The 26414-nt window shown below is 62.6% G+C and carries 33 protein-coding genes and 1 tRNA gene; 13 read left to right on the top strand and 21 right to left on the bottom strand.

What is annotated here, in order from left to right; translation table 11 throughout:
* Nucleotides 1-27: 27 nt before the first annotated feature.
* The 4 genes from LB559_RS13830 (at nucleotide 28) to LB559_RS13815 (ending at nucleotide 2523) form a co-directional block, all read left to right on the top strand.
* Entirely contained in the window at nucleotides 28-648 is a 621-nt protein-coding gene (locus tag LB559_RS13830; RefSeq protein WP_063167987.1) for a thermonuclease family protein, read from the top strand.
* Nucleotides 649-691: 43 nt separating this feature from the next.
* Entirely contained in the window at nucleotides 692-1303 is a 612-nt protein-coding gene (locus tag LB559_RS13825; RefSeq protein ID WP_027161586.1) for a glutathione S-transferase, read from the top strand.
* On the top strand, nucleotides 1243-1923 hold the full coding sequence (locus tag LB559_RS13820) for a uracil-DNA glycosylase family protein (RefSeq protein ID WP_013531711.1): 681 nt from the start codon (nucleotides 1243-1245) through the stop codon (nucleotides 1921-1923). Before LB559_RS13825 ends, LB559_RS13820 begins: the two co-directional genes overlap by 61 nt.
* 108 nt (nucleotides 1924-2031) lie before the next feature.
* A complete protein-coding gene (locus LB559_RS13815) occupies nucleotides 2032-2523 on the top strand; it encodes an Lrp/AsnC family transcriptional regulator (RefSeq protein ID WP_006205209.1) in 492 nt (163 codons plus the stop codon).
* 27 nt (nucleotides 2524-2550) lie between these two features.
* Here the strand turns inward: LB559_RS13815 and LB559_RS13810 are convergent, their stop codons facing one another.
* From LB559_RS13810 to moaA, 12 genes are all read right to left on the bottom strand, one after another.
* Entirely contained in the window at nucleotides 2551-3120 is a 570-nt protein-coding gene (locus LB559_RS13810) for a DUF3299 domain-containing protein (protein ID WP_013531710.1), read from the bottom strand.
* A gap of 124 nt (nucleotides 3121-3244) precedes the next feature.
* Nucleotides 3245-3949 (bottom strand): DNA alkylation repair protein, encoded by a 705-nt coding sequence (locus LB559_RS13805; RefSeq protein WP_063167988.1) that lies wholly within the window; start codon nucleotides 3947-3949, stop codon nucleotides 3245-3247.
* 9 nt (nucleotides 3950-3958) lie between these two features.
* Nucleotides 3959-4828 carry an NAD(P)-dependent oxidoreductase gene (locus LB559_RS13800; protein WP_024503308.1) on the bottom strand — a complete coding sequence of 290 codons (870 nt, stop codon included), beginning with the start codon at nucleotides 4826-4828 and terminating at the stop codon, nucleotides 3959-3961.
* Nucleotides 4829-4940: 112 nt separating this feature from the next.
* On the bottom strand, nucleotides 4941-5762 hold the full coding sequence (locus tag LB559_RS13795; protein ID WP_024503307.1) for an ABC transporter permease: 822 nt from the start codon (nucleotides 5760-5762) through the stop codon (nucleotides 4941-4943).
* A complete protein-coding gene (locus tag LB559_RS13790; RefSeq protein WP_024503306.1) occupies nucleotides 5759-6478 on the bottom strand; it encodes an ABC transporter permease in 720 nt (239 codons plus the stop codon). The genes LB559_RS13795 and LB559_RS13790 overlap by 4 nt, the downstream gene beginning before the upstream one ends.
* 81 nt (nucleotides 6479-6559) lie before the next feature.
* Entirely contained in the window at nucleotides 6560-7345 is a 786-nt protein-coding gene (locus LB559_RS13785) for an ABC transporter substrate-binding protein (protein ID WP_013531705.1), read from the bottom strand.
* A 157-nt stretch (nucleotides 7346-7502) separates the two neighbouring features.
* Entirely contained in the window at nucleotides 7503-8012 is a 510-nt protein-coding gene (gene mobB / locus LB559_RS13780) for a molybdopterin-guanine dinucleotide biosynthesis protein B (protein ID WP_024503305.1), read from the bottom strand.
* Nucleotides 8009-8635: a molybdenum cofactor guanylyltransferase MobA gene (gene mobA, locus LB559_RS13775; RefSeq protein WP_224674276.1), complete on the bottom strand. Its 627-nt coding sequence runs from the start codon at nucleotides 8633-8635 to the stop codon at nucleotides 8009-8011. Before mobA ends, mobB begins: the two co-directional genes overlap by 4 nt.
* A gap of 55 nt (nucleotides 8636-8690) precedes the next feature.
* Nucleotides 8691-9611 (bottom strand): DMT family transporter, encoded by a 921-nt coding sequence (locus LB559_RS13770; protein WP_013531702.1) that lies wholly within the window; start codon nucleotides 9609-9611, stop codon nucleotides 8691-8693.
* 219 nt (nucleotides 9612-9830) lie between these two features.
* A complete protein-coding gene (locus tag LB559_RS13765) occupies nucleotides 9831-10190 on the bottom strand; it encodes a hypothetical protein (protein WP_013531701.1) in 360 nt (119 codons plus the stop codon).
* Nucleotides 10191-10308: 118 nt separating this feature from the next.
* Entirely contained in the window at nucleotides 10309-10779 is a 471-nt protein-coding gene (locus LB559_RS13760) for a hypothetical protein (protein ID WP_224674275.1), read from the bottom strand.
* 54 nt (nucleotides 10780-10833) lie between these two features.
* Nucleotides 10834-11829, bottom strand: coding sequence for a GTP 3',8-cyclase MoaA (gene moaA / locus LB559_RS13755; protein WP_013531699.1), 996 nt, complete (start codon nucleotides 11827-11829; stop codon nucleotides 10834-10836).
* Nucleotides 11830-12027: 198 nt separating this feature from the next.
* On the opposite strand from moaA, the gene LB559_RS13750 reads away from it, so the two are divergent.
* Both LB559_RS13750 and LB559_RS13745 read left to right on the top strand, forming a co-directional pair.
* Nucleotides 12028-12381 (top strand): gamma-butyrobetaine hydroxylase-like domain-containing protein, encoded by a 354-nt coding sequence (locus tag LB559_RS13750; protein ID WP_013531698.1) that lies wholly within the window; start codon nucleotides 12028-12030, stop codon nucleotides 12379-12381.
* 72 nt (nucleotides 12382-12453) lie between these two features.
* Entirely contained in the window at nucleotides 12454-13065 is a 612-nt protein-coding gene (locus tag LB559_RS13745; RefSeq protein ID WP_224674274.1) for a pyridoxamine 5'-phosphate oxidase family protein, read from the top strand.
* Between the two features lie 18 nt (nucleotides 13066-13083).
* On the opposite strand, the gene LB559_RS13740 is transcribed toward LB559_RS13745, so the two are convergent.
* The gene (locus LB559_RS13740) at nucleotides 13084-13536 is read right to left on the bottom strand and encodes a MarR family winged helix-turn-helix transcriptional regulator (RefSeq protein ID WP_013531696.1); all 453 of its coding nucleotides are present in this window, start codon (nucleotides 13534-13536) and stop codon (nucleotides 13084-13086) included.
* 47 nt (nucleotides 13537-13583) lie between these two features.
* Between LB559_RS13740 and LB559_RS13735 the strand changes: the two genes are divergently transcribed.
* Nucleotides 13584-14492, top strand: coding sequence for an alpha/beta hydrolase (locus LB559_RS13735; RefSeq protein WP_027161593.1), 909 nt, complete (start codon nucleotides 13584-13586; stop codon nucleotides 14490-14492).
* Between the two features lie 13 nt (nucleotides 14493-14505).
* Here the strand turns inward: LB559_RS13735 and LB559_RS13730 are convergent, their stop codons facing one another.
* Together LB559_RS13730 and LB559_RS13725 are read right to left on the bottom strand one after the other, a co-directional pair.
* Nucleotides 14506-14901, bottom strand: coding sequence for a rhodanese-like domain-containing protein (locus LB559_RS13730; RefSeq protein WP_063167993.1), 396 nt, complete (start codon nucleotides 14899-14901; stop codon nucleotides 14506-14508).
* Between the two features lie 55 nt (nucleotides 14902-14956).
* Nucleotides 14957-15571 (bottom strand): TetR/AcrR family transcriptional regulator, encoded by a 615-nt coding sequence (locus LB559_RS13725; protein ID WP_063167994.1) that lies wholly within the window; start codon nucleotides 15569-15571, stop codon nucleotides 14957-14959.
* 99 nt (nucleotides 15572-15670) lie between these two features.
* On the opposite strand from LB559_RS13725, the gene LB559_RS13720 reads away from it, so the two are divergent.
* Both LB559_RS13720 and LB559_RS13715 read left to right on the top strand, forming a co-directional pair.
* Nucleotides 15671-16417 (top strand): 3-oxoacyl-ACP reductase family protein, encoded by a 747-nt coding sequence (locus LB559_RS13720; protein ID WP_013531692.1) that lies wholly within the window; start codon nucleotides 15671-15673, stop codon nucleotides 16415-16417.
* 210 nt (nucleotides 16418-16627) lie between these two features.
* A complete protein-coding gene (locus LB559_RS13715) occupies nucleotides 16628-18517 on the top strand; it encodes a murein L,D-transpeptidase (RefSeq protein ID WP_224674273.1) in 1890 nt (629 codons plus the stop codon).
* Nucleotide 18518: 1 nt separating this feature from the next.
* Here the strand turns inward: LB559_RS13715 and LB559_RS13710 are convergent, their stop codons facing one another.
* The 3 genes from LB559_RS13710 to LB559_RS33125 form a co-directional block, all read right to left on the bottom strand.
* Entirely contained in the window at nucleotides 18519-19001 is a 483-nt protein-coding gene (locus tag LB559_RS13710; RefSeq protein WP_063167997.1) for a hypothetical protein, read from the bottom strand.
* Nucleotides 19002-19154: 153 nt separating this feature from the next.
* Nucleotides 19155-19412, bottom strand: coding sequence for a PepSY domain-containing protein (locus LB559_RS13705; RefSeq protein ID WP_224674272.1), 258 nt, complete (start codon nucleotides 19410-19412; stop codon nucleotides 19155-19157).
* A gap of 126 nt (nucleotides 19413-19538) precedes the next feature.
* Nucleotides 19539-19772 (bottom strand): GcrA family cell cycle regulator, encoded by a 234-nt coding sequence (locus LB559_RS33125; protein WP_127224137.1) that lies wholly within the window; start codon nucleotides 19770-19772, stop codon nucleotides 19539-19541.
* A 311-nt stretch (nucleotides 19773-20083) separates the two neighbouring features.
* Here LB559_RS33125 and LB559_RS13695 point away from each other — a divergent pair, with 311 nt between their 5' ends.
* Nucleotides 20084-20437: a hypothetical protein gene (locus LB559_RS13695; protein ID WP_013531688.1), complete on the top strand. Its 354-nt coding sequence runs from the start codon at nucleotides 20084-20086 to the stop codon at nucleotides 20435-20437.
* 403 nt (nucleotides 20438-20840) lie between these two features.
* Here LB559_RS13695 and LB559_RS13690 read toward each other — a convergent pair.
* Both LB559_RS13690 and LB559_RS13685 read right to left on the bottom strand, forming a co-directional pair.
* A tRNA-Val gene (locus LB559_RS13690) sits at nucleotides 20841-20915 on the bottom strand.
* 129 nt (nucleotides 20916-21044) lie between these two features.
* A complete protein-coding gene (locus tag LB559_RS13685) occupies nucleotides 21045-21728 on the bottom strand; it encodes a phosphoglycolate phosphatase (protein ID WP_063167998.1) in 684 nt (227 codons plus the stop codon).
* Nucleotides 21729-22053: 325 nt separating this feature from the next.
* On the opposite strand from LB559_RS13685, the gene rpiA reads away from it, so the two are divergent.
* The 3 genes from rpiA (at nucleotide 22054) to gor (ending at nucleotide 24882) form a co-directional block, all read left to right on the top strand.
* Nucleotides 22054-22785 carry a ribose-5-phosphate isomerase RpiA gene (gene rpiA, locus LB559_RS13680; RefSeq protein WP_027036598.1) on the top strand — a complete coding sequence of 244 codons (732 nt, stop codon included), beginning with the start codon at nucleotides 22054-22056 and terminating at the stop codon, nucleotides 22783-22785.
* Nucleotides 22772-23374: a DUF2059 domain-containing protein gene (locus LB559_RS13675; protein ID WP_013531665.1), complete on the top strand. Its 603-nt coding sequence runs from the start codon at nucleotides 22772-22774 to the stop codon at nucleotides 23372-23374. Before rpiA ends, LB559_RS13675 begins: the two co-directional genes overlap by 14 nt.
* 116 nt (nucleotides 23375-23490) lie before the next feature.
* Nucleotides 23491-24882, top strand: a complete 1392-nt coding sequence (gene gor / locus LB559_RS13670) for a glutathione-disulfide reductase (RefSeq protein ID WP_224674271.1) — start codon at nucleotides 23491-23493, stop codon at nucleotides 24880-24882.
* 60 nt (nucleotides 24883-24942) lie between these two features.
* Here gor and mgtE read toward each other — a convergent pair whose 3' ends face one another.
* Nucleotides 24943-26307 (bottom strand): magnesium transporter, encoded by a 1365-nt coding sequence (mgtE, locus tag LB559_RS13665; protein ID WP_224674270.1) that lies wholly within the window; start codon nucleotides 26305-26307, stop codon nucleotides 24943-24945.
* Nucleotides 26308-26414: the final 107 nt, after the last annotated feature.

The raw sequence follows: 26414 nt of genomic DNA, 5'->3' as shown, positions 1-26414 counted from the left end.
TCGAATGATTAACCAACCGTTTGCCATATGAGCCGTTCATGGTCGCCGAGGCCGCGCCGGCGATACGTTGCGCGCCCCAGAAGCCTGTGGCGCCGGCTGGTGGATTACGGGCTTGCCGTCATCATCCTCGGACTGCTGATCCTGCTGGCGGCCCGCCTCGACCGGGTGGAGACACGCAAGACGCAAGGCGTGGCAATCATCAACGACGGCGATTCGATCACGCTTGGCACCGAGCGTATCCGCATGCGCGGCATCGATGCTCCGGAATATACGCAGACCTGCCGCAAGAACGGCGCGGACTATTCCTGCGGCACGCTTGCGCGTCAGTCGCTCGTTCGCCTGATCGCCGGCAAGCCCGTCTCTTGTACCGGCTGGCAGCGTGATCGTTATGGCCGGCTGCTCGGCGACTGCACCGCCGGCGGCAAGGATCTCAACCGCGCGCAGGTCGAGGCGGGCTGGGCGGTTGCCTATGGCGACTTCGAGAGCGAGGAAGCCATCGCCCGCGCGGCAAAGGCCGGCATCTGGGCGGGAACGTTCGATCAGCCGCAGAATTGGCGAGACAGCCATCACGGCGAAGTCGTCGAGAAGAAGCACGGCACACTGGCGTCGATCGGCGATGCCGTGCGCGAGATTTTTCGCTTCTGGTGATGCGCATCCTGGAACTGGAACCGAGGACGAACAGGAGGATGGAATGAAGCTCTTCGACGGTGGCCGGGCGCCCAATCCAAGGCGGGTCCGCGTTTTCCTGGCCGAGAAAGGCATCGAGGTTCCGCAGGTGCCCATCGATATGGGCGCGTTGGAACACAGGCAACAGGCGGTCAGCTCGCGCAACCCCTTGCAGCGTCTGCCGGTGCTGGAGCTCGACGACGGCACCGTCATCACCGAATCCGTCGCCATCTGCCGCTATTTCGAGGAGCTGCATCCCGAACCGGCCCTGTTCGGGCGTGGCGCACTCGGCAAGGCGCAGGTCGAGATGTGGCAGAGGCGGATGGAATTCAATTTGCTCAGCTGCGTCACGCAGGCCTTCCGGCACATCCATCCGGCCATGAAGGAATGGGAAATCCCGCAGGTCCCTGAATGGGGTGAGGCCAACAAGCCGAAGGCCGTGGCGTTCCTCAGGCTGCTGGACGGCGAACTGGGCAGCCGGGAGTTCATCGCCGGTGACAGCTATTCGATCGCCGACATCACCGGCCTGATCGCTGTCGACTTCATGAAGCCGGCACGCATCAAGGTACCGGATGAGTGCGCGAATGTGTTGCGCTGGCATCAAGCCGTTTCCAGCCGGCCGAGCGCATCAGCCTGAGAATGACTGCCGAACTCGAAAACCTCGTCGCCAGGGTCCGCGCCTGCCGCATCTGCGTGGAAAATCCGGCCGGCAAGCCGTTGCCGCATGAGCCGCGACCAGTGCTGCGCCCATCATCCACCGCCCGGATCCTGATCGCCAGCCAGGCGCCCGGCACCAAGGTGCATCTGTCGGGCATGCCGTTCACCGACGCTTCCGGCGACCGCCTGCGCAGCTGGCTTGGCGTGACGAGCGACGAATTCTACGACATCGAAAAATTCGCAATCGTCCCGATGGGCTTCTGCTTTCCCGGCCAGGATGCCAAGGGGGGAGATCTGCCGCCGAGGCGCGAATGCGCGGCGGCCTGGCGCGCACCTTTGATGGCCTCTATGCCACGGATCGATCTGGTGCTGACGATCGGTATCTACGCGCAGTCCTGGCACATGGGTGCGGCGCGCCGGCCCTCACTGACGGAAACGGTCATGGACTGGCGCTCCATCTGGGAGAATTCCATCGGTCCGAAAGTGCTGCCGCTGCCGCATCCCTCGTGGCGCAACACGGGCTGGCTGAAGAAGAATCCGTGGTTTGAAATGGATTTGCTGCCTTTTCTGCGTTCGGAAATCCGCTATCGCCTCGGCTGACCTTTCAGCAAGAAATCACTCGCTTTTTGCCCGATCAGCAGAATTTCTTTCTTGTGAAAGGCCTGGATAAGGCAGAGTATAGGCATTCTATTCCCTTGGGAGCACGATATGGATCGCCTCGATAGAAAAATTCTCCGCCTCTTGCAGGAGGACGCGACACTCGCGGTCGCCGATGTCGCCAAGAAAGTCGGGCTGTCGACGACGCCTTGCTGGAGACGCATCCAGAAGCTCGAGGAAGAGGGCGTCATCAAGCGGCGCGTTGCCATTCTCGACCATGAAAAGGTCAATGTGCGCGTCACCGTCTTCGTGTCGATCCGCACCAATTCGCATAGCCATGAATGGCTGCGGCGTTTCTCGGAAGTCATCCAGGAGTTTCCCGAGGTGGTCGAGTTCTACCGCATGAGCGGCGACGTCGATTATCTCCTGCGCGTCGTGGTGCCCGACATCGCGGCCTATGACGCCTTCTACAAACGGCTGATCGCCAAGATCGAAATCCGTGATGTGTCGTCGTCCTTCGCCATGGAGCAGATCAAGTACACGACCGAAATCCCGCTCGACTACATGGTTCTGGACAAGGAATCGGGTGCCAACGCTGCCTGAGCTGAACGTCACATAAAGTCGTCCCGCTTAGTTCTTCTTTTTGTTGAGGAAACTCCAGGGTGAGTTCACCGGCAGCGTGATCGTATCCGGCACGGTCTCGACGCTCACCACATCTGCCTTGCGCACGCTGTAGCCAGACTGGATGATGCTGACGCCGTCGAGGATGAACAGCTGGCTCTTCTCCATGTCCGGCTTCAGCGCGCCGGTGACCGCTACAGGCTGATAGGCCTCGGACATCTTGTAGGGACGGGCCGGCGTAACCAAGACAATCTGGTTGGGCGGCGGCGTCGGCATGTGACTGCAGGCACCCGTCCAGGGTACCAGCAGGAACTGGTAGACAAGATCACCGTCGCGATCGACCGGCAATGCGTAGCCGGCTAGCTGAATGCTTTTGTCCTGAAGATTGACGGACAGCGTTTCGCCATGGTCGGGCAATTTTGCCGCGATCATCGGCAGCCCGACGTTTTCGGCGGCGGATTGCGTAGCCGGACGCAGATCCTTCCAGAATATGTGCGCAGTCTCGGCCGAGGCATCGGCGGCAGCGGACACAAACAAAGCGGCAGCGAGCGCCAGGGTTGATTTTAGAGGATTGCTCATCGGCCGCTTCCTTTGAGCCTCAAGTAAAGACGCCGCTGCCAAAGACGTCAACGCTCGAGGCGCATCACATGTCGGCAGCCACTTCACATGTCGGCGAGATCCTGACATGGCGGAACGCGCGCCGTCAGCCTTTCCTGGCGGCGATCCGCGCGAGCGTCTTGGCATTGGTCAGCTCCCTTACGGCGTCCTTGCCGATCCAGCGCGCCGTCTTGTCTGCCGACTGCGCCAGTCGTTCGGCGACAGCCAGGGCGGCACCGTGCATGTTCATCGATCGCTTACCGATCGACCGAAGCGCCCAGTTCACGGCTTTCTTCACGAAATTGCGGCTGTCGTTCGCGTGCGTTTCGATGATCGGCAGGAAGGAGAGGAAGGTCGCCCCTGGCTCCTGCTTCCGGTGGACGACAGACCAGGCCATCATGGCGAAGGCCGTGCGCCGAACGAACTCCCGCTCGTCGGCCGCAAACTCGGCGATCAGTTCTTTCCAGGCGTCCGTATCGACAAAGAGATCCGAGACGCCGTCGACGATGTCCCAGGAGTCGAAACTCGCCGCCCATCGTCTTGCATCTCCAGCAGAAAACCGTTTCGGGTCAGCCGTGACGGAGGCAATGAACTGCGCCTCCATGATGCCGCTGTCCCATAGCTCGAAGGCGCGCTCGTGGTTGCGTTTGATCGTCCGCGCGATCTGCCGCTGCATGCCGTGCGAGATGCCAAGTGCACGGTCGATCTTGATGCCGTAGCGCAACATGCCGAGGCGGTTCTGCTCGGATCCGATGGCGCGAAGATGGGCGACGATTTCCGCGGCACTGGATTGAGGCGAGAGCTCTGCCACGGCAGAGACCTATTTTTCGAGACGGGCGAGCAGCGAGGACGTGTCCCAGCGCTTGCCGCCCATCGCCTGCACATCCTTGTAGAACTGGTCGACGAGTGCGGTGACCGGCAGTCTGGCGCCATTGCGGTCGGCCTCGGCCAGGCAGATGCCGAGATCCTTGCGCATCCAGTCGACGGCGAAGCCGAAATCATATTTGCCGGCGTTCATCGTCTTGTGGCGGTTCTCCATCTGCCAGGAGCCCGCGGCGCCCTTGGAAATCACCTCGATCACCTTCTCGATGTCGAGCCCGGCCTTCTTGCCGAAATGGATGCCTTCGGCCAAGCCCTGGACGAGACCGGCTATGGTGATCTGGTTGATCATTTTGGTGAGCTGGCCGGCACCGGCCGACCCCATCAAGCCGACCATGCGGGCAAAAGCGTCGATGACAGGCTTCGCTTTGTCGAAAGCGTCCTGCTCGCCGCCGACCATCACGGTCAGCACGCCGTTCTCGGCGCCGGCCTGGCCGCCCGAGACCGGCGCATCGAGAAACGAAAACCCGCCGGCTAGCGCCGCCGCCGCCAGCTCGCGAGCGACCTCGGCCGAGGCGGTGGTGTTGTCGATGAAGACCGAACCCTTCTTCATCGATTTGAAGGCGCCTTCCGGACCGGTCGTCACCGAACGCAGATCGTCGTCATTGCCGACACAGGAGAACACAAAATCCTTGCCCTCGGCGGCCTGCGCAGGGGTCGCCGCCAGGCTACCGCCATGCTGGCCAACCCATTGCTCGGCCTTGGCCTTGGTGCGGTTGTAGACGGTGACGTCATGGCCGCCCTTGTTCTTCAAGTGTCCGGCCATCGGATAGCCCATCACGCCAAGACCGAGAAATGCCACAGATGCCATGAGCTTGCCCTTCAGAATGGAAACGGAATTTGCTGCGAAAGCTCTAGGCTCTGCGCTCAATTCGTCAAGACGCGTATAGCCTGATCGACTGGTGCAGCCGAATCGAAAATCGTCAGCGTTTCAGGTGAACGGTGATCCGGCGCTCGATCCATTCGACGCCATGCCGCAATATCTCGACCATCACCAGATAGACGAGGGCGACCCAGATATAGGCCTGGATGTCGAACGAGTTGGCGAAGGCGAGCTTGGCATTGCCCATCAGATCGTAGACCGTGATGATGGCGACGATGGCGGACGCCTTGACCATCAGGATCAGTTCGTTGCCATAGGGCCGCAAGGCGACGATCAAGGCTTGCGGCAGGATGATCTTGCGCAACGTCTGCAGCTTATGCAGGCCAAGCGAGGCCGCCCCTTCCCATTGCCCTCTTGGCACGCTCTCTATGGCGCCGCGCAGAATCTCCGCCTGGTAGGCGGCCGTGTTGAGCGCAAAGGCAAAGACGCCGCAATTGAACGCGTCCTTGAAAAAATCCCAGAGGCCGACCGACTGGAGTTCGACGCGGAACGAGCCCAATCCGTAGTAGACCAGATAGGTCTGGACCAGCAGCGGCGTGCCGCGGAAGAAATAGACGTAGCAATAGGCGAGGCCGGACAGGATCCGGTTGCTGGACATGCGCCCGTAAGCGACGGGCACCGACAGGATCGCGCCGAGTACCATCGATATGGAAACCAGCGCCAGCGTGACCCCAAGCCCGCTCAGATAAGCCGGCGCATATTTGGCAAAGAAATCGGGATTCCAGGCAAGGAAGAGATAGCTGACGATGCCGATACCGAACAAAATCCATAGGCCCACCAGCGCGTAACCGGCGATACGCCTGCGCGGCCAGCCGCGCGCCCGTGGCGGCGGACGTTCGACCATGGTGGCCGTGGCGCTCATCGCTGCGCCTCCCGCCGGCCAAGCGAGCGCAGGATCGCATTGGTGGCGAAGGACGACAGGACGGCAAGGCCAAGAAAGACCAGCGAGGCGACGCCGAAGAACAGGAAAGCGTGCTTGGTGACGCGGGCCGCAATGCTGGCATTGCGCAGCGTCTCGGCCAGGCCGACGACCGACACCAGCGACGTGTCCTTGAGCAGGCTGAGCCAGCAGTTCTCCAGTCCGGGAAACGCGATGCGCAACAGCTGCGGCACGATCACCTTGCGCATGGTCAGCCAGTTCGAAAGACCGATGGCGTAGCCGCCCTCATACTGGCCTTTGGGAATGGCGCGGAATGCGGAAAGGAAAACCTCACTGGCATAGGAGGAGAAGATCAGTGCAAGCACGATCATGCCGGCGACAAAGCTGTTCACGTCGATGGTGACGTCAGGCCGGAAATACCTGACGAGATGCTGCAGCAGGATCGGCATGCCGAAAAAGAACAGGAAGAGCGTGACCAGTTCCGGCAGGCCGCGAAAGACCGTGGTGTAGATGTTGGCGGCAAGGCGCAGCGACGGTTCTTCGGACTGCTTGGCGAGTGCAATGAAAAAGCCGATCGTCAATCCGATGGGCAGCGTGGCAAGCGCCAACGCAATGGTGATCAGTGCGCCATAGGCAATATCGTCAAGCCAGCCTTCAGGTCCCCAACTGAGAAGTGTCCATATGCTCTGGGCTGGCATCGACCGGTCTTATCCCCACGGCATTCCCAAGACGAATAGCAAAGACGGCGGGGAAATTCCCCGCCGTCTTGACCTGGCTTATCAGGACTCGGCGCCGTAGACGTCGAACTTGAAATACTTGTCGTTGATTTCCTTGTATTTTCCATTGGCGCGAATGGCGGCGATGGCCGAGTTGAGCTTGTTGACCAGGTCGGTTTCGCCCTTGCGTACGGCAATGCCGGCGCCAGGCCCGAAAATCTCGACCGGCTGCGGCGAAGGTTGGCCGAGGATCTTGCAGCAGGCGCCGTCAGGCGAGTCCAGAAACTGCTGCAGCACGACGATATCGTCCTCGATGGCGTCGAGACGACCATTGGCAAGATCGGCCTGCTCCTCGGGGCTGCTCGGATAGCCCTTCACGGTGCTGTCGGTGTAGGTCTTCGAGGCATAGTTGAAATGCGTGGTGGTGGTGGCGACGCCGATGGTCTTGCCGGCGAGATCTTCCTTGGTCACGCCTTTCAGCGTGCTGTCCTTCGGCACGGCGATCGCCGAGGGCGTGTTGTAGTATTTGTTCGAGAAGTCGACCTTCTCCTTGCGCTCCGGCGTGATCGACATCGAGGCGACGATGGCGTCGAATTTACCGGCCTGGAGGGCTGGAATGATGCCGTCCCAATCCTGGGCGACGAAGGTGCACTTGACCTTCATCTCATCACAAAGCGCCTTGGCGATGTCGATATCGAAGCCCACGAGCTGGCCATCGGCGGTAAGGTTGTTGAAGGGCGGGTAGGCGCCTTCGGTGCCGATCCTCAGGGTCTTTTCCTGGGCCTGGGCGACGCCGAGCGTCAGCAGCGCGGCCGATGCGGCAAGCGCGATACGCAGTGAAATACGCATGATGGTCCTCTCTTTATGGTCCCGGCCGTCGTTCCGAACGGCTCTGTGGGGCGGTGCTTTTGACCGCCCGCTGGCGCGATACTCCCACTCTTTCCAAGAAAAAAGCAACTGCAAAACCATAAAAATGGGCAAGGCTATTCTGCCGTTGCGTCAGCGCTCAAGCAACGAGCCCGGTGGTGCGCTCGATGAAGTCGGCTATCGATTTTGCATCGTCGAGATCGAATACCGGCAGCAGCTCGCCTTCAATGGCAAAATCGGCGGCGACAGCGACGATGTTGGGGTCCTCCGCTGAAAGCGGCGTGCGGTCCTTCGCATCCAGCCGGCGGGTTTCGATCTTGCTGTGGGCTTCGCGCTTGTAGCCTTCGACCAGCACGAGGTCGCAAGGGGCAAGCCGCGACAGGACAGTCTCCAATGTCGGCTCATCCTCGCCGCGCAGCTCGTGCATCAGTGCCCAGCGAACGCCGGAGACGATCGCGACTTCGGTGGCGCCGGCCTGCCGGTGGCGAAAGCTGTCCGCGCCAGGTTTGTCGATGTCGAAGTCATGGTGGGCATGTTTCACCGTCGACACCTTCCAGCCGCGCCGGACCAATTCGCTGACCAACCTCTCGGTCAAAGTCGTCTTGCCGGAATTCTTCCAGCCGGTGATGCCGAAGACACGTCTGTTCATGGCTTGATGCTCTGCAACAGACGCTCGGCAGACACAAGATCGTCCGGCTCGTTGATGTTGAAGAAAGGGTCGATCCCCGCCGATGGCGGAACCGGGAACTCCACCTCGACAAAACCCTGCCGGTCGATGAAAGCCGAAACCCGCCTGATATCTTCATCGACCAGAAAGTGCCGCAAGGCATCGCGGCAGCCGATCGGCCACAGCGCGAAGGTCGGATGCCGCTTGCCGGCCGAGCGGGCAACGGCAATAGAACCGGGGCTTTGATCGGCGGCCCCTGCCAGACGCTCGACAAGGTCCAACGGCAGGAAAGGCGTGTCACCGGCAGCGCTGACGATCGCGTTGCAAGACCTGTTGGCCGCGGCCCATTCGAGGCCGGTCAGGATTCCGGCGAGCGGACCGGCAAAGCCGGGCACGCTGTCGGCAAGCACCGGCAGTCCAAAGCGCAGGAATCGTGCAGGGTCGCCATTGGCGCTGAGCGCCATCGATTCTATTTGCGGGGCGAAGCGCGACACGACCTGGTCAAGCAGGCAGCCATCGCCAAGCGGCAACAGGCTCTTGTCGCCGCCGCCCATCCGCCTCGACTGGCCACCGGCCAGAATAATCCCCGCAATGTCTCGCTTCATGCCACGAAGCCTGTACGCCAGCCGTCGGAAATCACAAGAACCTTCAATGATCTGGCTAGATTCCGTCCGGAACCATGCTTGGCCCCGTGCTTTCGGCGACGATCTTGCGCCGGCCGACGACCCGCTCGCGGTAGAGCGCATAGAGGCCGGAGCCGATGATGATGGTGGCGCCGACGATCATCGGCAGATCGGGAATGTCCGCGAAGATGAACAGGCCAAGCAGGATCGACCAGATCAGGGCCGTGTAGCGGAACGGCGCGATGAAGGAGATATCGCCCGCCCGCATCGCCATGATGATGAACTGGTAGCCGATAATCACCAGCACAGCCGCCAGGGCCAGCAGGGCCGTGCTGTTGCCCGTCATCGGCGTCCAGCCGCCCATTGCCGGCAACAGCGCCGCGCCGACGATTGTCATGGCAAGCGCGGTCGCGGTCGACACCAGCAATGTCGGAATGGCCTTGGGGATCCGCTTGGTGGCGAGATCGCGCACCGCGCAGCAGGCGACGCTGGCCAGCGCCGACAGCGAGTAGACGCTGAACCCTTCGAAGCCCGGCCGCACGATGATCAGCACGCCGGCAAATCCGATGGCGATGGCCAGCCAACGCCGCCAGCCGACAGTCTCGCCAAAGACAAGTGCCGCTCCCATCGTCACCGCCAGCGGCAGCGCCTGCAGCACCGCCGAAACATTGGCGATCGGCAGATGGGCGAGGGCGACGAGGAAACTCACCGTTGCGCCGGCCTCGCTGATCACGCGCAAGGCGACCAGAGGCTGCAGCATCGAGCCCGGGCGGGCGAGAGCGCCGCGCTGCCAGGCCAGCAGGCCGACGAAAAGCGAAGCGAAAGCCCCACGGATCAACATGACCTGCGCCATGTTCATCGATTGCGACGAGTATTTGGTGATGGCGTCGTTGAGGGTGAAGCCGGCCATCGCCACCATCATGAACAACGCGCCGCGAAGATTTGGAGACAGGGGCAAGACGGCTACCGGTTGTGCTAATACATATCGCCCAAAAGTGACCTCAGTTTGGAGAAACGACATGCATAAGAAACAAAGACCTGAAGCGCGTGGCTGAATCCGTTCAAACGCGACGCGCTTCAGGCAGCAAGCCTGTAACAGTCGGGCATGAAACAGCAACAGCAAAGGACTGGGCCACAGCCTTGTTTGTGGCCCGGAATATCGCCTGCGATGGCGAACTTACTTCTTCGGCGTAAGCACCTCAGTGCCATTGCCTTCCTTGCCGGCGATCGTCCAAAGACCGTGCAGCGAACCGTCCGCCGCCACCTTGTAGACGACGAGGCCAATGTCCTTGTCCATGACATAGCCGGCGGAGAAGGCATCATCGTTGCGCATGCAGATGCCGTCGGAAGATGAGCCACCAGTTTCCCAATGGATCGCGCAGGTCGTCCCGCTGGTCAGCGTGATGGTGGCTTCGCCGCCATAGGCCGAGCCGTCGAAATTGGTGCCGGCAACCGTATAAGTGCCGCCGATCGACTGCGCCGCCGCGGGCACGGCCGCGAGGCCAAGCAGTGCCAGAGAAAGAACGAGTTTGCGCATGGTGTATCCCCCTGTGAGCGAAGAGCAGCTTTCAGGGGAAGGCTAGGCTGGAACAGACTGGCCGTAAATCCGGCTGCGGTTCGCGAACAAGACTTTTTCTGGGTGTGATCCGAAACCGTCATGGCCCTTTGAGACTGCCGGCGATGGCGCCGACCAGCGGATCGTATTTCGACTTCAGCGCCGGCGGGTAGTCGACCCAGACCGTGCGGATGATACCGTCTTTCCCAAACAGGCGTCGCTCGTAAAAGATCTTCCCATTCTTCAGGCCTGACAGCGCGGCCCAGTCCTTTCCGGCCTTGCTGTAGGTGACCTTGTAGCCCGGCTCCTTGCTCGCCTTCTCCGCCGCGACAAAGCCTTTCGGTGTGTCGTCGTCGACGTTGAGGATGCCCGAGCAGATCAGACTGGCGCCATCGGCGCTCAGCCATTGCTGTCCGTCGCCATTGTCGGGCTCCGGCTGGCGATCGGTGAAGACGTCGTCGGGAAAGGTGCAGACAGTGCCGAAGCGATCGTTCACATAGGTGAATGGCGCGGCAACCGCACTGGTTGCTGCCATTGTCGCAATGACCAGGAATGAAGAGTGCAGCCGCATGCTCGCCTCGAAGTCATGATCCCGAAGCGATATTGCATGAATTTCACGGAAAGATCAGCCGCCAGTGACGCTCATGTGGCGCGACACCGATGGGCGGCTGGTGCGGCGGTCGATGATGAAGTCATGGCCCTTGGGCTTGCGGCCGATGGCTTCGTCTATTGCTTCGGCGACCAGCTCGTTGCCTTCCGAGGCGCGCAAGGGCGCGCGCAGATCGGCGGCATCTTCCTGGCCGAGACACATATAGAGGGTGCCGGTGCAGGTCAGCCGGACGCGGTTGCAGCTCTCACAGAAATTATGCGTCATCGGCGTGATGAAGCCGAGCCGTCCGCCGGTCTCGGCGACCTGGACATAGCGCGCCGGGCCGCCGGTCTTGAAGGGAATGTCGGTCAGCGTGAACTGGCGTTCGAGCGACGCGCGCAGCAGCGACAGCGGCAAATACTGGTCGGTGCGGTCGGCATCGATCTCGCCCATTGGCATGGTTTCGATGACCGTCAGGTCCATGCCGCGGCCATGCGCCCAGCGCATCATCTCGGGCAGCTCGGCGTCGTTGAAATCCTTCAACGCCACTGCGTTGAGCTTGACCTTGAGCCCGGCCGCCTGTGCGGCATCGATGCCTTGCATGACCTTGTCGAGATGGCCCCAGCGGGTGATCTTGTGGAATTTGTCGGCATCGAGCGTATCGAGCGAGACGTTGATGCGCCTGACGCCGCAATCGGCGAGTTCGGCGGCAAAGCGCGACAGCTGCGAGCCGTTGGTGGTCAGCGTCAGTTCTTCAAGCGCGCCGCTTTCGAGATGCCGCGACAGCTGGCGCACCAGATGCATGATGTTCTTGCGCACCAGCGGCTCACCGCCGGTCAGCCGCAATCGCCTGACGCCTTTTTCGATGAAAACCGTGCACAGCCGGTCGAGCTCTTCCAGCGACAGCAGGTCCTTCTTAGGCAGGAAGGCCATGTCCTCGGCCATGCAATAGGTGCAGCGGAAATCGCAGCGGTCGGTAACCGACACGCGGAGATAGCTGATCGTGCGGCCGAAAGGATCAATCATGTCCATGCTTCAAGCACTTCCCGTGGCCGTGAACGGCTTCGTTATATAGCGCTATGTGATACGATCCGGCCTGCTGTTCAAGATAGCGCCTCTCGATCTTTGGTAACATCTCTCAGCCGACATCGCATGTCGTCGGTCTCATCAGACCTTTTCCCGTTTGGCGAAGCGGCGTAGGGAAGGGCGGATGACACGGGATCGAACAGCATGACCGCACCGAAAGAACTCAGGGTTTCCAAGGACCGCAAACTTCTGTCCGTCACCTTTCCCGACCACCATCCGTTCGAACTGCCGGCGGAACTGCTGCGCGTCGCCTCGCCATCGGCCGAAGTGCAGGGCCATTCACCGGATCAGCGGGTGACGGTCCCCGGCAAGCGCAATGTGGCGATCCTGAAGATCGAGCCGGTCGGCAACTACGCCGTGCGCATCACCTTCGACGATTTCCACGACACCGGCATTTTCACCTGGAATTACCTGCATACGCTCGGCCACGAGAAGGATGCGCGCTGGGAAGCCTATCTCGCGGAGCTTGCGGAAAAGGGCCTTAGCCGGGACCGCTAGATTGATTCCTCTCGCTGTCGTCAAAACGTCATCGAGATGGCGTAGCGCCGGCAAAGGTTTGGAGGCGAAAACATGTCCGTCATCACCACGGTCGAGCAGCTCGAGGCACTCTATGGCGTTCCAGGCGAGGCCTCGCTGGTCAAGGAACTCGACCACATCATTCCCGAATATGCCACCTTCATCGAAGCCTCGCCCTTTGTCGCGCTGGCGACCAGCGGGCCGGAGGGGCTGGACTGTTCGCCGCGCGGCGATCTCGCCGGCTTCGTGCGCATCCATGATCCGAAAACGCTGATGATGCCGGACCGTCGCGGCAACAACCGCGCCGATTCGCTGAAAAACATCATCCGCGACCCACGCGTCGGCCTGCTGTTCCTGGTGCCGGGCTCCGGTACGACGCTGCGCGTCAATGGCCGCGCCTACATCACAACGGATACAGCGCTGTGCGCGTCATTTGCGGTGGACGGCAAGGCGGCGCGATCGGTAACCGTCGTCGACATCGATGCGGTCTATTTCCAATGCGCCCGGGCCATCGTCCGCTCCGAGCTCTGGAACCCGGCAAGGCATGTCGAGCCGAAGTCGCTGCCGACGCCCGGACAGATCCTGGAAATCACCAGCCGCAAGAACATCGACGGCGAAACCTACGACAAGGAATGGCCGGAACGGGCGAAGAAGACGATGTGGTAGGGTTGGGCTGAAGGGCGCTCAAGCCTCATTGAGCACATCATAGATCTTGCGCATCTGCTCGCCGATCATGTCGCATTGCTCCGGCGTCGACTGGCTCATCGCCTTCTCGATCAGCGCCATATGCACTTTCAGCGCCTGCATCAGCAGCGCCTCGCCGGCCTCGGTGAGCGCGAGCCGCAGGATGCGCTTGTCCTTCTCGTCGCCTTCGCGACGCAGCAGGCCACGCGCTTCCAGCTGCGGCAACAGCATGGTGATGTTGGAGCGGCCGACGAGCAGCTTGCGGGCAAGATCGTGCTGCGACATTCCGGGGTGGCGATAGAGGTTCATCAGCACGTCGAGCTGCGCCGGCTTCAAATCGAGCGGCGCAAGTTTCACCGCCAGCGTGCGCTCAAGCACATGGCAGGCGCGCGCCACCGCGACCCAGTTGCGGAAACGCGGGTTGTCCCAAGGCAGCTCTTGTTTATTGTTCATCTTTGAACTATTATGTTCATGCTTGAACGTATGGATGGATTCTCACTATGGCATCATTCGGGCTGAAGGTCATCCGGGGCGTGTTCGGTGCGGCAGAGCGTGTCGCGCCGCGGCTCAGCGGACGCGCGGCGTTCGAATTGTTCTGCCGCACCCCGAATGTCAAGGCGCTCAGCGATGGCGAGCGCCGCGCTGTCGAGCGTGCGACGGGGTTCATGACCGAGGCGCGTCATCACCGGCTGAAGACCGCGACCGGCTGCGTCATGGTGCACGAGTTCCGGCCCGAGCCGGGCAGGGCGGCCGTCGGCACGGTGCTCGTCGTCCATGGCTGGCGCTCGCGCACCGAATATATGCGCGCCTTGATCGAAGGCTATCGCGCCGCCGGCTACAGGGTCGTTTCGCTCGACCTGCCTGGCCACGGCCAGTCGCAGGGCCGGCGCCTGAACATGGTCAATGCGGTGGATGCGGTGCGGGTTGCCGGCGAATGGTTCGGCCCGTTCGCGGCGGCGGTTGGCCATTCCTTCGGCGGCGCCGTCGCCGCCAATGCCATCGCCGGTTCGGTCAAGAACATCCCGCCGCTGGCGGCGGGACGCCTGGTGCTGATCGCGGCGCCAAGTTCCCTGCCGGCGATCTTTGCCGACTTCAGTCATATGTTGAATGTCGGCCCGCGCTCGCAAGCCGCCATGGCGGACCGGGTCGAGCATCTTTCCGGCCGGCCGCTGCACGAATTCACCGGCGACCGCCAGCTCGCCCAGGCACCGGTGCCGACCCTGGTCATCCACGCGCCGGACGACCGCGAAGTCTCGGCCGATCACGCAAGGCGCTATGCCGGTGCCGGCGGCCATGTGCGGCTCTACTGGGCCGACGGGCTTGGCCATCGCCGCATTCTTGCCGACAAGGGCGTGGTCGAACGCGCGGTCGGCTTCGTGACGCATCGCGAGCCATTGCTGCTGCATTGAGCGGCGGTCGAGATTATTTCTTCTGCTCGCCGGGTTCGACCGGCAGTCCGGCGGCCTTCCAGGCGGTGTAGCCGCCGAGGATGTGCTTGACCGGCGAAAGCCCCATGTCCTGCGCCGTCTTTGTGGCCAGGGCAGAGCGCCAGCCGCCGGCGCAGAAGAACACGAAGCTCTTTCCCGAGGCGAAGAACGGCTTGTGGTAAGGGCTTTCGGGGTCGATCCAGAATTCCAGCATGCCGCGCGTGACATGCTTGGCGCCCGGAATCCGGCCGTCGCGTTCCACTTCGCGTGGATCGCGCAGATCGACGAAGATGGTGTCTTCATCGTCGAGCAGCCCGGCCGCTTCCTCCGGCGAAACCACCTCGATCACGGCATTCGCCTCGTCCAGCAGCTCGCGATAACCCTTTTTCACGCTCTCGTCCCTCCCGGCCTTGCTGGCGGATTTCGAGCACACCAGCCGGCGTTTGTCACGCCGCGTTGCCGCCGGCCAACGTCTGCCAGGCAGCCATGGCCCCGGCAACCGTCGCCAGCAGGGCAGCGTGCAAGGCGCCGTCTCGCGCCTGGATCGACATGCCGTGCTGGACCGTGGCGAAGAAGGTCGCGGCAGCGCTCGCGTCGAAATCCGCCGGCAATTCGCCTTCGGCAATACCGCGCTCCAGACGTTTTTGCAGGGCGGTGTGGTTTTCGGCACGACGGCGGCGCAGATCGTCGCAGATGGCGCCGCGGCTCGAATCCTGATGCAGTGCGCCCAGCGTGATCAGGCAGCCCTGCGGGCGATCGCTCTGCGCATAGGCTTTCGCCGTCAGGCACAGGAATTGTTCGATCGCCTGCCGCGCGGTCGGAGCCTCGTCCAATGCCAGCCAGATGTCGGCACCCTCGGTGTGCGAGTAAAAATCCGTCGCCTCCAGGAACAGCGCCTCCTTGCTGCCGAAGGCAGCGTAGAGGCTGGGCGAGTTGATGCCCATGGCGGCGGTCAGTTCGCTCATCGATGCACCTTCGTAACCACGCGCCCAAAACACCTGCATCGCGCAACGCAGGGCTGCGGTTCGATCGAAGGTGCGGGGACGGCCTCGTTCCGACATGACGCTCTTTCTGTGTTGATCGATACATAATTCAGTTGACGCCAGCGGGCAAGGCTGACAGATATTTATGTATCGATCATTACATAAAAGGAGAATTCGATGTCTTCCAGCAGATTGAACGGCAAGGCCGCGCTCGTCACCGGCGGCAGTCGCGGCATCGGCGCAGCGATTGCGCGGAGGCTGGCGGCCGATGGCGCCAGCGTCGCGCTGACCTATGTGCATGGCGAGGAACAGGCCCGCGCTGTCGTCGCCGAGATCGAGGCCAAGGGCGGCCGCGCCATCGCGATCAAAGCCGACAACCGCGATGCGGTCGCCCTAGACAAGGCAGTCGACGACGCCGTAACCGCCTTTGGCCGGCTCGACATCCTGGTCAACAGCGCCGGCATCTGGCGCGCCGCCCCAATCGACACGCTGTCGCTCGCCGATTTCGACGAGACCATGGAGGTCAATCTCCGGGCCCCATTCATCGCTTCCAAGGCCGCGGCCGCCCATATGGGTGAGGGCGGCAGCATCATCTCGATCGGCAGCAACCTTGCCGAGCGGGCGACCGACGGCAGCCTCACGGCCTATTCAGCCAGCAAGGCGGCGCTGGTCGGCCTGACCAAGGCGCTGGCGCGTGACCTCGGCCCGCGCGGCATCACCGCCAATGTCGTCCACCCCGGTTCGACCGACACCGACATGAACCCGGCCGACGGCCCGCATGCCGAGCATCAGCGCCGGAAGATGGCAACGCCGCGCTTCGGCAAGGCCGACGACATTGCCGGCATGGTCGCCTGGCTCGCAGGCCCGGAAGGCCGCTTCGTCACCGGCGCTGCCCTGACCATCGACGGCGGCGCCAACGCCTGATCCCGCGGGGATTTCCGGCTGGGGCGGAACCACCCTCCGCTCCAGCCGTCACGATCTTGTGAAACCGTTCTGCAACAGGCTTTCCAAAATTTATGAAAGCTTAACGAAATCGGTATGAATCAGTATAGTCGCGCCTTACATCCGCCATGCGGTGAGCGGGACGATCGAGCGTGCGGAACGGGAACCGGTTGCGGCCGGAGCGGGTGATTCATGAAATTCCTCGGAAACAAAGCAACCGTGATGCCGCTGATGGCAATCACGGCGACGCTGGCTTTCGGTGTACCCCAGGCAGGCGCGCAGGGGCTCTTCGACATGCTTTTCGGCGGCGGCGTCAGGCATGCGCCGAAAGGCGAGTTTCCGCCCCCGCCACCGAAGAACAAGCCAAAGCCGAAAGTGTCCGGTGGCGGCGGCGGCAATGTGAAGATCAGCAGCCCGTCCTACTACACCTACAAGGCCGACCGGCTGGTTCGCGTCGACTTCTCGGCATTGGCCGCGACGCCGGCGCCGGCGACACCGCAGGACGCCGCCTTCGTCCCGTCGGCTACGGGTGCCGCGTTTCGTGATGCGGTTGCCAGCTTGGGCGACTACGAACTCTTAGCCGAGCCCGACATCGCCAAGGCGCTGATCGCGTACTACTCGGCCAATCCGGATTTCATCTGGATAAGCGGAACCAGCCTCAACAGCCGTGCGCAGGATGCGGTGCGGGTGCTTGGCGAGGCTTCAAGCTATGGCCTCACGCCCGCCGACTATACGGTCGAAGTGCCCGCTGCCGGCGCATCGACGACCGATGCCAATGCGCAACTGAAAGAACTCGTCCGTTTCGAGATGGCGCTTTCGGCGCGTGTGCTGCGCTATGCCCACGACGCCCAGAACGGCCGCGTCGATCCCAACCGCATGACCGGCTATTATGATTTCCCGGCCAAGCCGCTCGATCTGCAAGGCGTGCTGAAAACGCTGGCGCATACCCAGCAGGTGCGCACCTATCTCGAATCGCGGCACCCGCAGAATGCGGAATACCAGGCGCTGCGCGTCGAACTGGAAGCGCTGCAGGCCAGTGCGGAAAACGAAATCGTCGTCGACCCCAAACTGTTGTTGAAGCCGGGCGAAACCAGCCCCGAACTGCCGAAGCTGCTGACCCTGATCGCGCGCAATCTCGATGACGAGATGGGCGGCGCCTATGGCGAGGTCCTGTCCAGGCTGGCCACCAGCGAAGTTTATGATCCGGAACTGATCCCGGTCATCAAGGCCGTGCAGCAAAAGGCAGGCATGAAGGGCGACGGCGTCATCGGCCCGCGCACCGTCGCGTCGCTGGCCGGAACATCCAAGGCCGACAAGTTGCTGAAGGTGGAAGTGGCGCTGGAGGAACTGCGCTGGCTGCCCTCCGATCTCGGCAGCCCGCGCGTCTTCATCAACCAGCCGGCCTTCACCGCGAGCTACATCGACAATGGCGAGGAAAAGCTCAAGACGCGTGCCGTCATTGGCCGGACCACCAACCAGACCTCCTTCTTCTACGACCAGATCAAGCAGGTCGATTTCCATCCCTATTGGGGCGTGCCCCAGTCGATCATCGTCAACGAGATGCTGCCGAGATTGCGCAACGATCCGGGCTATCTCGACCGGGCCGGCTATGAGGTGACGGATTCGCGCGGCAAGCGCATTCCTTCGTCGGCGGTCAACTGGGGCGCCTATGGCTCGAACATCCCATACAGCGTGCGCCAGCAGCCGAGCGAGGCCAACGCGCTGGGCGAGTTGAAGATCCTGTTCCCCAACAAGCATGCGATCTACATGCACGACACGCCGCAGAAATCGTTCTTCCAGCGCGATATGCGCGCGCTCAGCCATGGCTGCGTGCGGCTGCAGGACCCGCGCGGCATGGCGGCGGCGGTGCTTGGCACCTCCGTGGACTATATCGCCGAGAAGCTGAAGCACGGCCACGCGACCGAGAACGTGACACGCACGATCCCGGTCTATGTCGCCTATTTCACCGCATGGCCCGATCTGTCGGGCAAGGTCGAATATTTCGGCGACGTCTACGACCGCGACTCGCGGCTGAAGCAGGCCCTGGATGCCACGGAGGCGGTTCGCTCGCCTTCGAGTTGATTTAGCGCTCGAACAGTGGCCGTCGGAAGCCGGCGTCGCGCCCGGCGATCAGCCAATAGAGCAACCCGGCGACAAGGCCGGCAGCGGCAATGATGCCGATGTCGACCCAACGCTCCGGGTCCATGTCCTCCGGTGCGCTCGGCCAGATCAGGGCGAAGCCGCCGACTGCGGCGCCAGCGCCGAAAACCATGTGCAGCAGGACATTGCGCAGCGAGAAGAACTCTGCGATCAGCGCGAAGATCAACGTTTGCAGCGCGGTCACCACGATCGTCAGGAAATAGACGAACATGCCGAGCGGCGGCACCAGCAGCACCGCGATCGGCGAAACACCCATGACGTCGAAATAGTTGGGCGCATTGGGCAAGGAACTGAGCACGCCATAGATCACCGCCACGGCGATCAGGCCGACCAGCACCGATACGAAGTAGCCGGCCAACATCATCAATATGCGCTTCATCACGTGCTTTGCCGTCGCCATCCCCATCCCCCAATGCGGCGCCCGGAGCTATTCCAGGAAACGACAGTCAGCCATCAAAGCACGACTGACGCAAGGGGAGGCGCCCGCGCCAGGGCGATCGCCGAAGTTGGCGCCGGGAGCCTGTGACGCAGCCGAGAACGAATTCGCGTCGGAGCGTCCCTATTTCGGCTCTGCCGTCACAGGATCGTAGGTGATTTCGACCTTCGCCTTGTCCGCCGTGTAATAGGTGACGGTGTAGGCGCCGCTGTCCCAGTCGACCTCGTCCACATAGCGAAAGCCGTCGCGCTGCTCGACCTTGGCGATGATCTCCGACAGCTTCTTGGCATTGGGCGGCGGCAGCGGCTTGTCGTCCGCGGCCAAGGCCGGCGCGACGAAGAAAAGAACGGCGACGCTGGTCGCCAGCAGAAATCTGGACATGGCTTTCCCTCAAGTTTCGTCGGGGAGAAACTCGCTGGCGTACCGGTTTGTTCCGCGGGTGGAATGCGTGCCGATTCAGTCCACCGGTTTGCAGCTGCCCGAACGAGGGGCCGCTGCCCGCTTGACTTACGCGGCGCGTCGTTGAGCGGGGTGGAGACCTGAACGGGTTCGGCGAGGGTCGACGGCGGTCACGATGCTGTGGTGGTGATCGCAATAGACGCGATCCGCCGAAGTTGGCCCGGCACAAAAACGATAACCGCCGGGTACCGACCGGTCTTCGCTTACCGGGAAGCGGCACTGATAGACGCCTAGCTGAATGAGGGGGACGTCTTTCGAAATTGGTCTGACATTTTCAGGCATGGTTTTTCAGGTTCCTGGTTCATAGCCATTGCCGGCTGACGGCCGCTATGCGACCGCGTCAAGCGAGCTTCTCTCGTTTGGAGGGCTGTGGATCACCATATGGTGTCGATCGCAGCGTCAATGAAGGCCGAAACCCCGCTTTCGCAAGCCAATCCTTGCGACTTAAGGCCACACTGGCTGCTGGGCGGGCGAGCTACGGGAGCGAGTACATTTTGTCAGCAGACAGTGCGGTCGCGTCCAGGAGCATCTCTTCGAACCGTTGCGCCGGTGCTATGGTGTGCCTGCATGATCAGACAGCAGGGATATGAGGCATGCCCGAAATCACACGCCGTACACTTCTTGCGTTCACCGCCGTGGCCTCGGTTGTTGAACCGACATTTGCCGAAGCGGAAGGGGCCTCACCCGAATTGCGGGCGCTGATCGGAGCCCATGAAGCCAGCTATGTCGGGCTTCACAGGGTTGTTCATCAAGCGGGCAGCAGCAGCCACGATCGCAAGAGGGCAGACCGGATTGAACAGGAAGCATTGCTTGCCATCTGCTCCTATCCTGCGATCAGCCGAGGCGACCGCCGGGCCAAGGCCGATTACCTGTTGACCGCCGAGGCTCGGGGCGAACTCGACCTGGAAGAGCACATGCAGGCCATCCTGCACGCGATGAAGCGCTGATCGCGGCTCGACCGGCGTAGGGCAGAGTTTGGCCCCATCGACAGGAGTTCATGCGCGGCGACTATCTCGCCGCCTTCCATTGCTGCGACTACGCATCTTTGGCTAACGGACGAAGCGGTCAGCGACCTGTCGGGCAAGTGGCGCTCGATGAAGCCCGGCCCATGGAGCAAGCCCGAGCGCTGAGCCGGAACAACGCTATACGGTCTTTTGCGCCGACGACCGCATCGAGGGTGTCGTTTTGGGATCGCGAACAGATGAAGGTCCAAAACGGCTCCGACGTCTGCCCGTTCCAGAGATATGCGAGCTACAGCAGCGCGTGGAATTCGCCCAGAAGAATTTTTGGCGGGCAAGGGGCGGGGTGTAGTTGCTAGGCATTTTGGGGTGCGGCGTTCAGGAAGGCCGATGGTGGGCGATGCAGGGATTGAACCTGCGACCCCACCCGTGTGAAGGGTGTGCTCTCCCGCTGAGCTAATCGCCCGCTCGTTGCCCGAAGGCCAAGCGAGCCGCGATATAAGGGAGGCGGGTGCGGGAAGTCAAGGCGCTGTCCGGCGTTCTGACACGGATCGGTTTTGCTGTGCTTTGCGCCCTGTCTCCGGCCGCCTTCCAGTCAGTTTCCGGCAGCGGCAATCAGCCTTTGCGCCAGGTCGAGCGTCAGGGCGTCGAAATGCGAAATGACAGCCGACGGTTCGAATTCGCGCACATGGCGGTCGGTGTAGCCGAAATCGACCGCCACCACCGGAATGCCGGCGGCTTTCGCCGTGTCGATGTCGGTTTGCGAATCGCCGACCATCAGGGCGCGGTGAGGGTCGCCGCCGGCCAGCTTTATGGTCTCGATCAAATGGCGCGGGTCGGGTTTGCGGAAGGCGAACGTGTCCTGGCCCGCGATGGCCGCGAAATGTTTGGTCAGGCCGAGCGCCTCGATCAGCGCCAGCGAGTTGGCTTCGTATTTGTTGGTGCAGATGGCGAGGGTATAGCCGGCCTCCTCGAAGCGCGCGATCGCCTCGACGACACCGGGGTAGGGGCGTGACTTGCCGGGGATGTTGAGCGTGTAGTGGTCGAGGAAAAGTTTCAGCAGCCGGTCGTGCTCCTCGACGGCAAGCGATCGCTGATGGGCGGCGTGCGCCCGCTCGATCATCACCCGGCCGCCGTGACCGACAAAGCGCCTGAAGCCGGCTTCGTCGACCGCCGCGATCTCGCTGGCGGCCAGGCTGTGGTTGAGGCTGTCGAGCAGGTCCGGCGCTGTGTCGATCAGCGTACCGTCGAGGTCGAACACGATGATCGGTCGGGTCATGGTCTGTCCTGGGGCAAGTTTCTACAGGGGCAGGCGATAAAGGCTGCGGCGCGTCAAGGCAAGCGCTGGGCCAGCTCGTTCAGGCGGGGCCTGCTTATCAGGCCGGGCATTCGCAGCGGGCCCGTCCGATATGAAAAAACCCGCTTCGACGGCGGGTTGTTGGCGCAAATCAGCACCATAGGCAAAAATGTAGCATAGCTGCACTCACCCGTCAAGGAAATAATTCCTACACTGAGCATCACCTGGAGAAGCGCCGTCCAGGGCTTTGACCGGACCGGCAAAAATGCTACGAGCCCGGCAGCGAATTTCCGGGGCAATAACCGACATGGATGCAAGGCAGTTGAAGGTCGAAGCCGCGCGGGCAGCACTCGCCCATGTAAGCGACGGCATGCGGCTTGGCATCGGCACCGGCACCACGGCCGAGGAGTTCGTGCGGCTGCTTGCCGAAAAGGTTGCAACCGGCATGACCGTCATCGGCGTACCGACTTCGGAGCGCACCGCGTTGCTCTGCCGCGAGCTTGGCGTGCCGCTGTCGACGCTGGAGGAAACGCCAGAGCTGGATCTCACCGTCGACGGCGCCGACGAAGTCGACCCGGAACTGACCCTGGTCAAGGGCGGCGGCGGCGCGCTGCTGCGCGAGAAGATCGTCGCCGCGGCGTCCCAGCGCATGATCGTCATCGCCGACCGCTCCAAGATGGTCGAGACGCTCGGCCGTTTTCCCCTGCCGATCGAAGTCAATCCGTTCGGCCTGCGCGCCACTGAAATCGCGGTTGCCGCAGCGGCTGAAAAGCTCGGTCTTTCCGGACCGGTCACATTGAGGATGACGGGCGGGCAGGCTTTTGTTACAGACGGCGGCCATTTTATCCTCGATGCATCTTTTGGCCGCATTCCGGATACAAGAGCGCTTTCGAATGCTCTCCACGCCATTCCGGGCGTGGTCGAGCATGGTCTTTTCATCGGGCTGGCTTCAGCGGCCATCATCGCCGGCGGCGACGGTATCCAAACCGTCCATGCTGCCCGAAAACCAGGGAGTTCTACCGATCATGACGTTGCATAACCGGGTTCGCAGCCTTTCCGTCCTTCTGGCGGCCTCGGCCGTTTTCGCCTTCTCGTCGCCGGCGTTTTCGCAGGATGTCACGGAAGCGCACCTGAAGGCCGCCCGCGCGGCGGTCGCTGCGATCCACGCGACCGACCCGTTCGACAACATCCTGCCGCAGGCAGCCGCGGCGCTCGAATCGCAGCTGATCCAGAAGAACCCGGACATGCAGGAACTGATCGGCAAGACCATCAACGAGAAGGCTCTGGCGCTGGCCTCGCGCCGTGCCGACCTCGAGAAGGAAGCCGCACTCGCCTACGCGAAAGTGTTCTCCGAAAAGGAACTGACCGACATCGCCGCCTTCTACAATTCCGATTCGGGCAAGAAGCTGCTCGATAGCGGCCCGACGGTGACCCGCGAATTGGTCAAGGCAGCCGACATCTGGCAGAACGGCCTCGGCCGCGATCTCGCCCAGCAGGTCGGCGAAACGCTGGCCGCTGCCGCCAAGGCAAAGGCGCAGGCAGCACCTGCCGCGCCCGCCGACGGAGCCGCCGCTCCGGCCGATGGCGCAGCGCCCGCCGATGGTGCGGCCCCCGCGGACAACAACTGACGCGCATTTTCAAATGGCCTTGCGGCCTACTGCGAAAGCCCGGCCTGTCCGGGCTTTTCTTTTGCCGTTTTGCGGCCTACCTGTCTGACACATTTCTGAAGCCTGGGAGCCGCGTCATGGCCGGTTACGACTACGATCTTTTCGTCATCGGCGGCGGCTCGGGCGGGGTGAGGGCGGCCCGCGTCGCCGCGGCACTCGGCAAGCGTGTCGGCATCGCCGAGGAATACCGCTATGGCGGCACCTGCGTCATCCGCGGCTGCGTGCCGAAAAAGCTCTACGTCTATGCCTCGCAATTTCCCGAGCACTTCGCCGACGCCGCCGGCTATGGCTGGACGGTGCCGGAAGCCAGTTTCGACTGGCAGACGCTGGTCGCCAACAAGGATCGCGAGATCAGCCGGCTGGAGGCGATCTACGTCAGGAACGTCGAGGGCGCCGGCGGCGAGACCTTCCACTCGCGCGCCATGATCGTCGATCCGCATGTCGTGCATCTCCTGGGTGAGGATCGCACCGTCACAGCAGACCAGATCCTGATTGCCACCGGCGGCCGCCCGGCGGCGCATCCGGCGCTGCCCGGCCACGAACATTGCATCTTTTCCAACGAAGCTTTCGACCTCAAGGAGTTGCCCAGGGCGATCATGATCGAGGGCGGCGGTTACATCGCCGTCGAGTTCGCCAACATTTTTCACGGTCTCGGCGTCGACACGACGCTGGTCTATCGCGGCAAGGAGATCCTCAGCCGGTTCGACATGGACCTGCGGTGCATGCTGCACGAAACCATGGAAAAGAAGGGGATAAGGATCCTTTGCCATTCCGTGTCCGAATGGATCCGCAAGCGGCCGGACGGCCGGCTCGACGCGCTGGTCAGCGGCGGCGAGGTGCTGACCGTCGACCAGGTGATGCTGGCCATCGGCCGCATTCCCAACACCGAGAATATGGGCCTGGAAGGCATCGGACTGGAGATGACCAAGACCGGCGCCATCGCCGTCGACCAATATTCCCGCACCAATGTCGACAACATCTGGGCAATCGGCGACGTCACCAACCGCGTGCAGTTGACGCCGGTGGCGATCCATGAGGCGATGTGCTTCATCGAAACCGCCTTCAAGGGAAATCCGACCGCTCCCGATCACGAGACGATCGCGACCGCCGTCTTTTCACAGCCCGAGATCGGCACTGTCGGCCTGTCGGAGGACGACGCCGTCAAACGCTTTTCCGACATCGAGATCTACCGCGCCACATTCCGGCCGATGCGGCACACCCTGTCCGGGCGCGACGAGAAGATGCTGATAAAGCTGGTGGTCGATGGCGCGTCGAAGAAAGTGCTTGGCGCCCACATATTGGGGCCGGACGCCGGCGAGATGGCGCAGCTTCTCGGCATCCCGCTGAAGGCCGGCCTGACCAAGGACGATTTCGACCGTACGATGGCCGTGCATCCGACAGCGGCGGAAGAACTGGTCACCATGTACAAGCCGACCTATCGCGTGAAGGACGGCGAGCGGGTCGATTGACGGCAAATCCTGGTTGAGGAACTCCGCCGCGGCAAGGTCATGCCACGGCGGAGATGGTTGCTACAGAAGCGTGCCGCGCAGGATCACCAGCGCCACCGAGAAATAGATCACCAGCCCGGTGACATCGACCAGCGTGGCAACGAACGGCGCCGATGCGCTGGCCGGGTCGAAGCCGATGCGCTTCAAGGCGAACGGCAGCATCGACCCCGACAGCGAACCGAAGGTGACGATGCCGACCAGTGCAGCACCCACCGTGGTGGCGATCAGCGGCCAGTGCGGGCCATAGTCGTAGAAGCCCATATACTGCCAGAGCGCGATGCGGCAGACGCCGACCACACCGAGCATGGCGCCCAGCACCAGGCCGGTGGGCAGCTCGCGCAGCGCCACCCGCCACCAGTCGCCAAGGCCGATCTCGCGCAAGGCCAGCGCGCGGATGACCAGCGAGGTCGCCTGCGAGCCGGAATTGCCGCCGGAGCTCATGATCAGCGGGATGAACAGCGTCAGCACGATCGCCTTCTCCAGCTCGCCCTCATAGCTCTGCATGGCGTTGGCCGTCAGCATCTCCGAGATGAACAGCGCGCACAGCCAGCCGCCGCGTTTCCTGATCATGGCGAGGAAGCTCATCTTCATGTACGGCTCGTCCAGCGCCTCCATGCCGCCGAAACGGTGCACGTCCTCGGTCGTCTCCGCGATCATCGTGTCGATGATGTCGTCGATGGTGACGATGCCGAGGATCTTGCCATGGTCGACGACCGGAACGGCGAGCAGATCGTATTTGGAGATCGTCTGCGCCAGCGTTTCGCGATCGGTCAGCGGGCCGACCGTCACCGGAAGATGATCCGGCGCCACCGTCATGATCGAATCGTCCGGCTCACCGGTGATCAGCCGGCGCAGGCCCGTCGAGCGCACAAGCAGGTGCGTTTGCGGATCGACGATATAGATCGCATAGACGGTCTCGCGCGTCCGCTCCACCTTGCGGATGTAGTCGAGCGTTTGCCCGACGCTCCAGTCCGAGGGCACGCTGACGAACTCCGTCGTCATGATCGATGCGGCACTGCCTTCGGGATAGCCGAGGATGGAGAGCAGCGTTGCGCGCAGCGGCGGCGCAAGTCCGCCAAGCAGCTCGGAACGCGCCGGCTCTTCCAGCTCGCGCAGGATGTCGGCTGCCCGGTCGACCGACATGGCGGTGAGCAGCTTGCCCGCCTTGGCGCGCGGCAGCGCCTCCATGCGTTCCGGCGCGCCGTCGAGTTCCGGCTGATCGAAGATCTCGACCAGACGTTCGAACGTCACTTCACAGAGCAGTTCCGTCGCGGTCTCTCGAGGCTCCCTGTTCAGGGCCTCGACAATGTCGGCGACGTGATCGTTGGCTAGGATACGGGCAATCGCGACGGCCTCGTCGCTTGCCACCGTGGTAAATTCGTTCATGGCTCACTCCTTGCCGTCCGGCAGGACATGAACCATGTGAGGTCACGTCAGGGCGGACGGCTGTTGCGTTCGACTGTGACTGTCGCCAGGCATGGCGCGGTGACCTT

Source organism: Mesorhizobium sp. BR1-1-3 (assembly GCF_020165455.1).
GTDB lineage: Bacteria > Pseudomonadota > Alphaproteobacteria > Rhizobiales > Rhizobiaceae > Mesorhizobium > Mesorhizobium ciceri.
The sequence above is the reverse complement of the archived record's forward strand: the minus strand, read 5'-3'. Positions and strand labels throughout refer to the sequence as shown.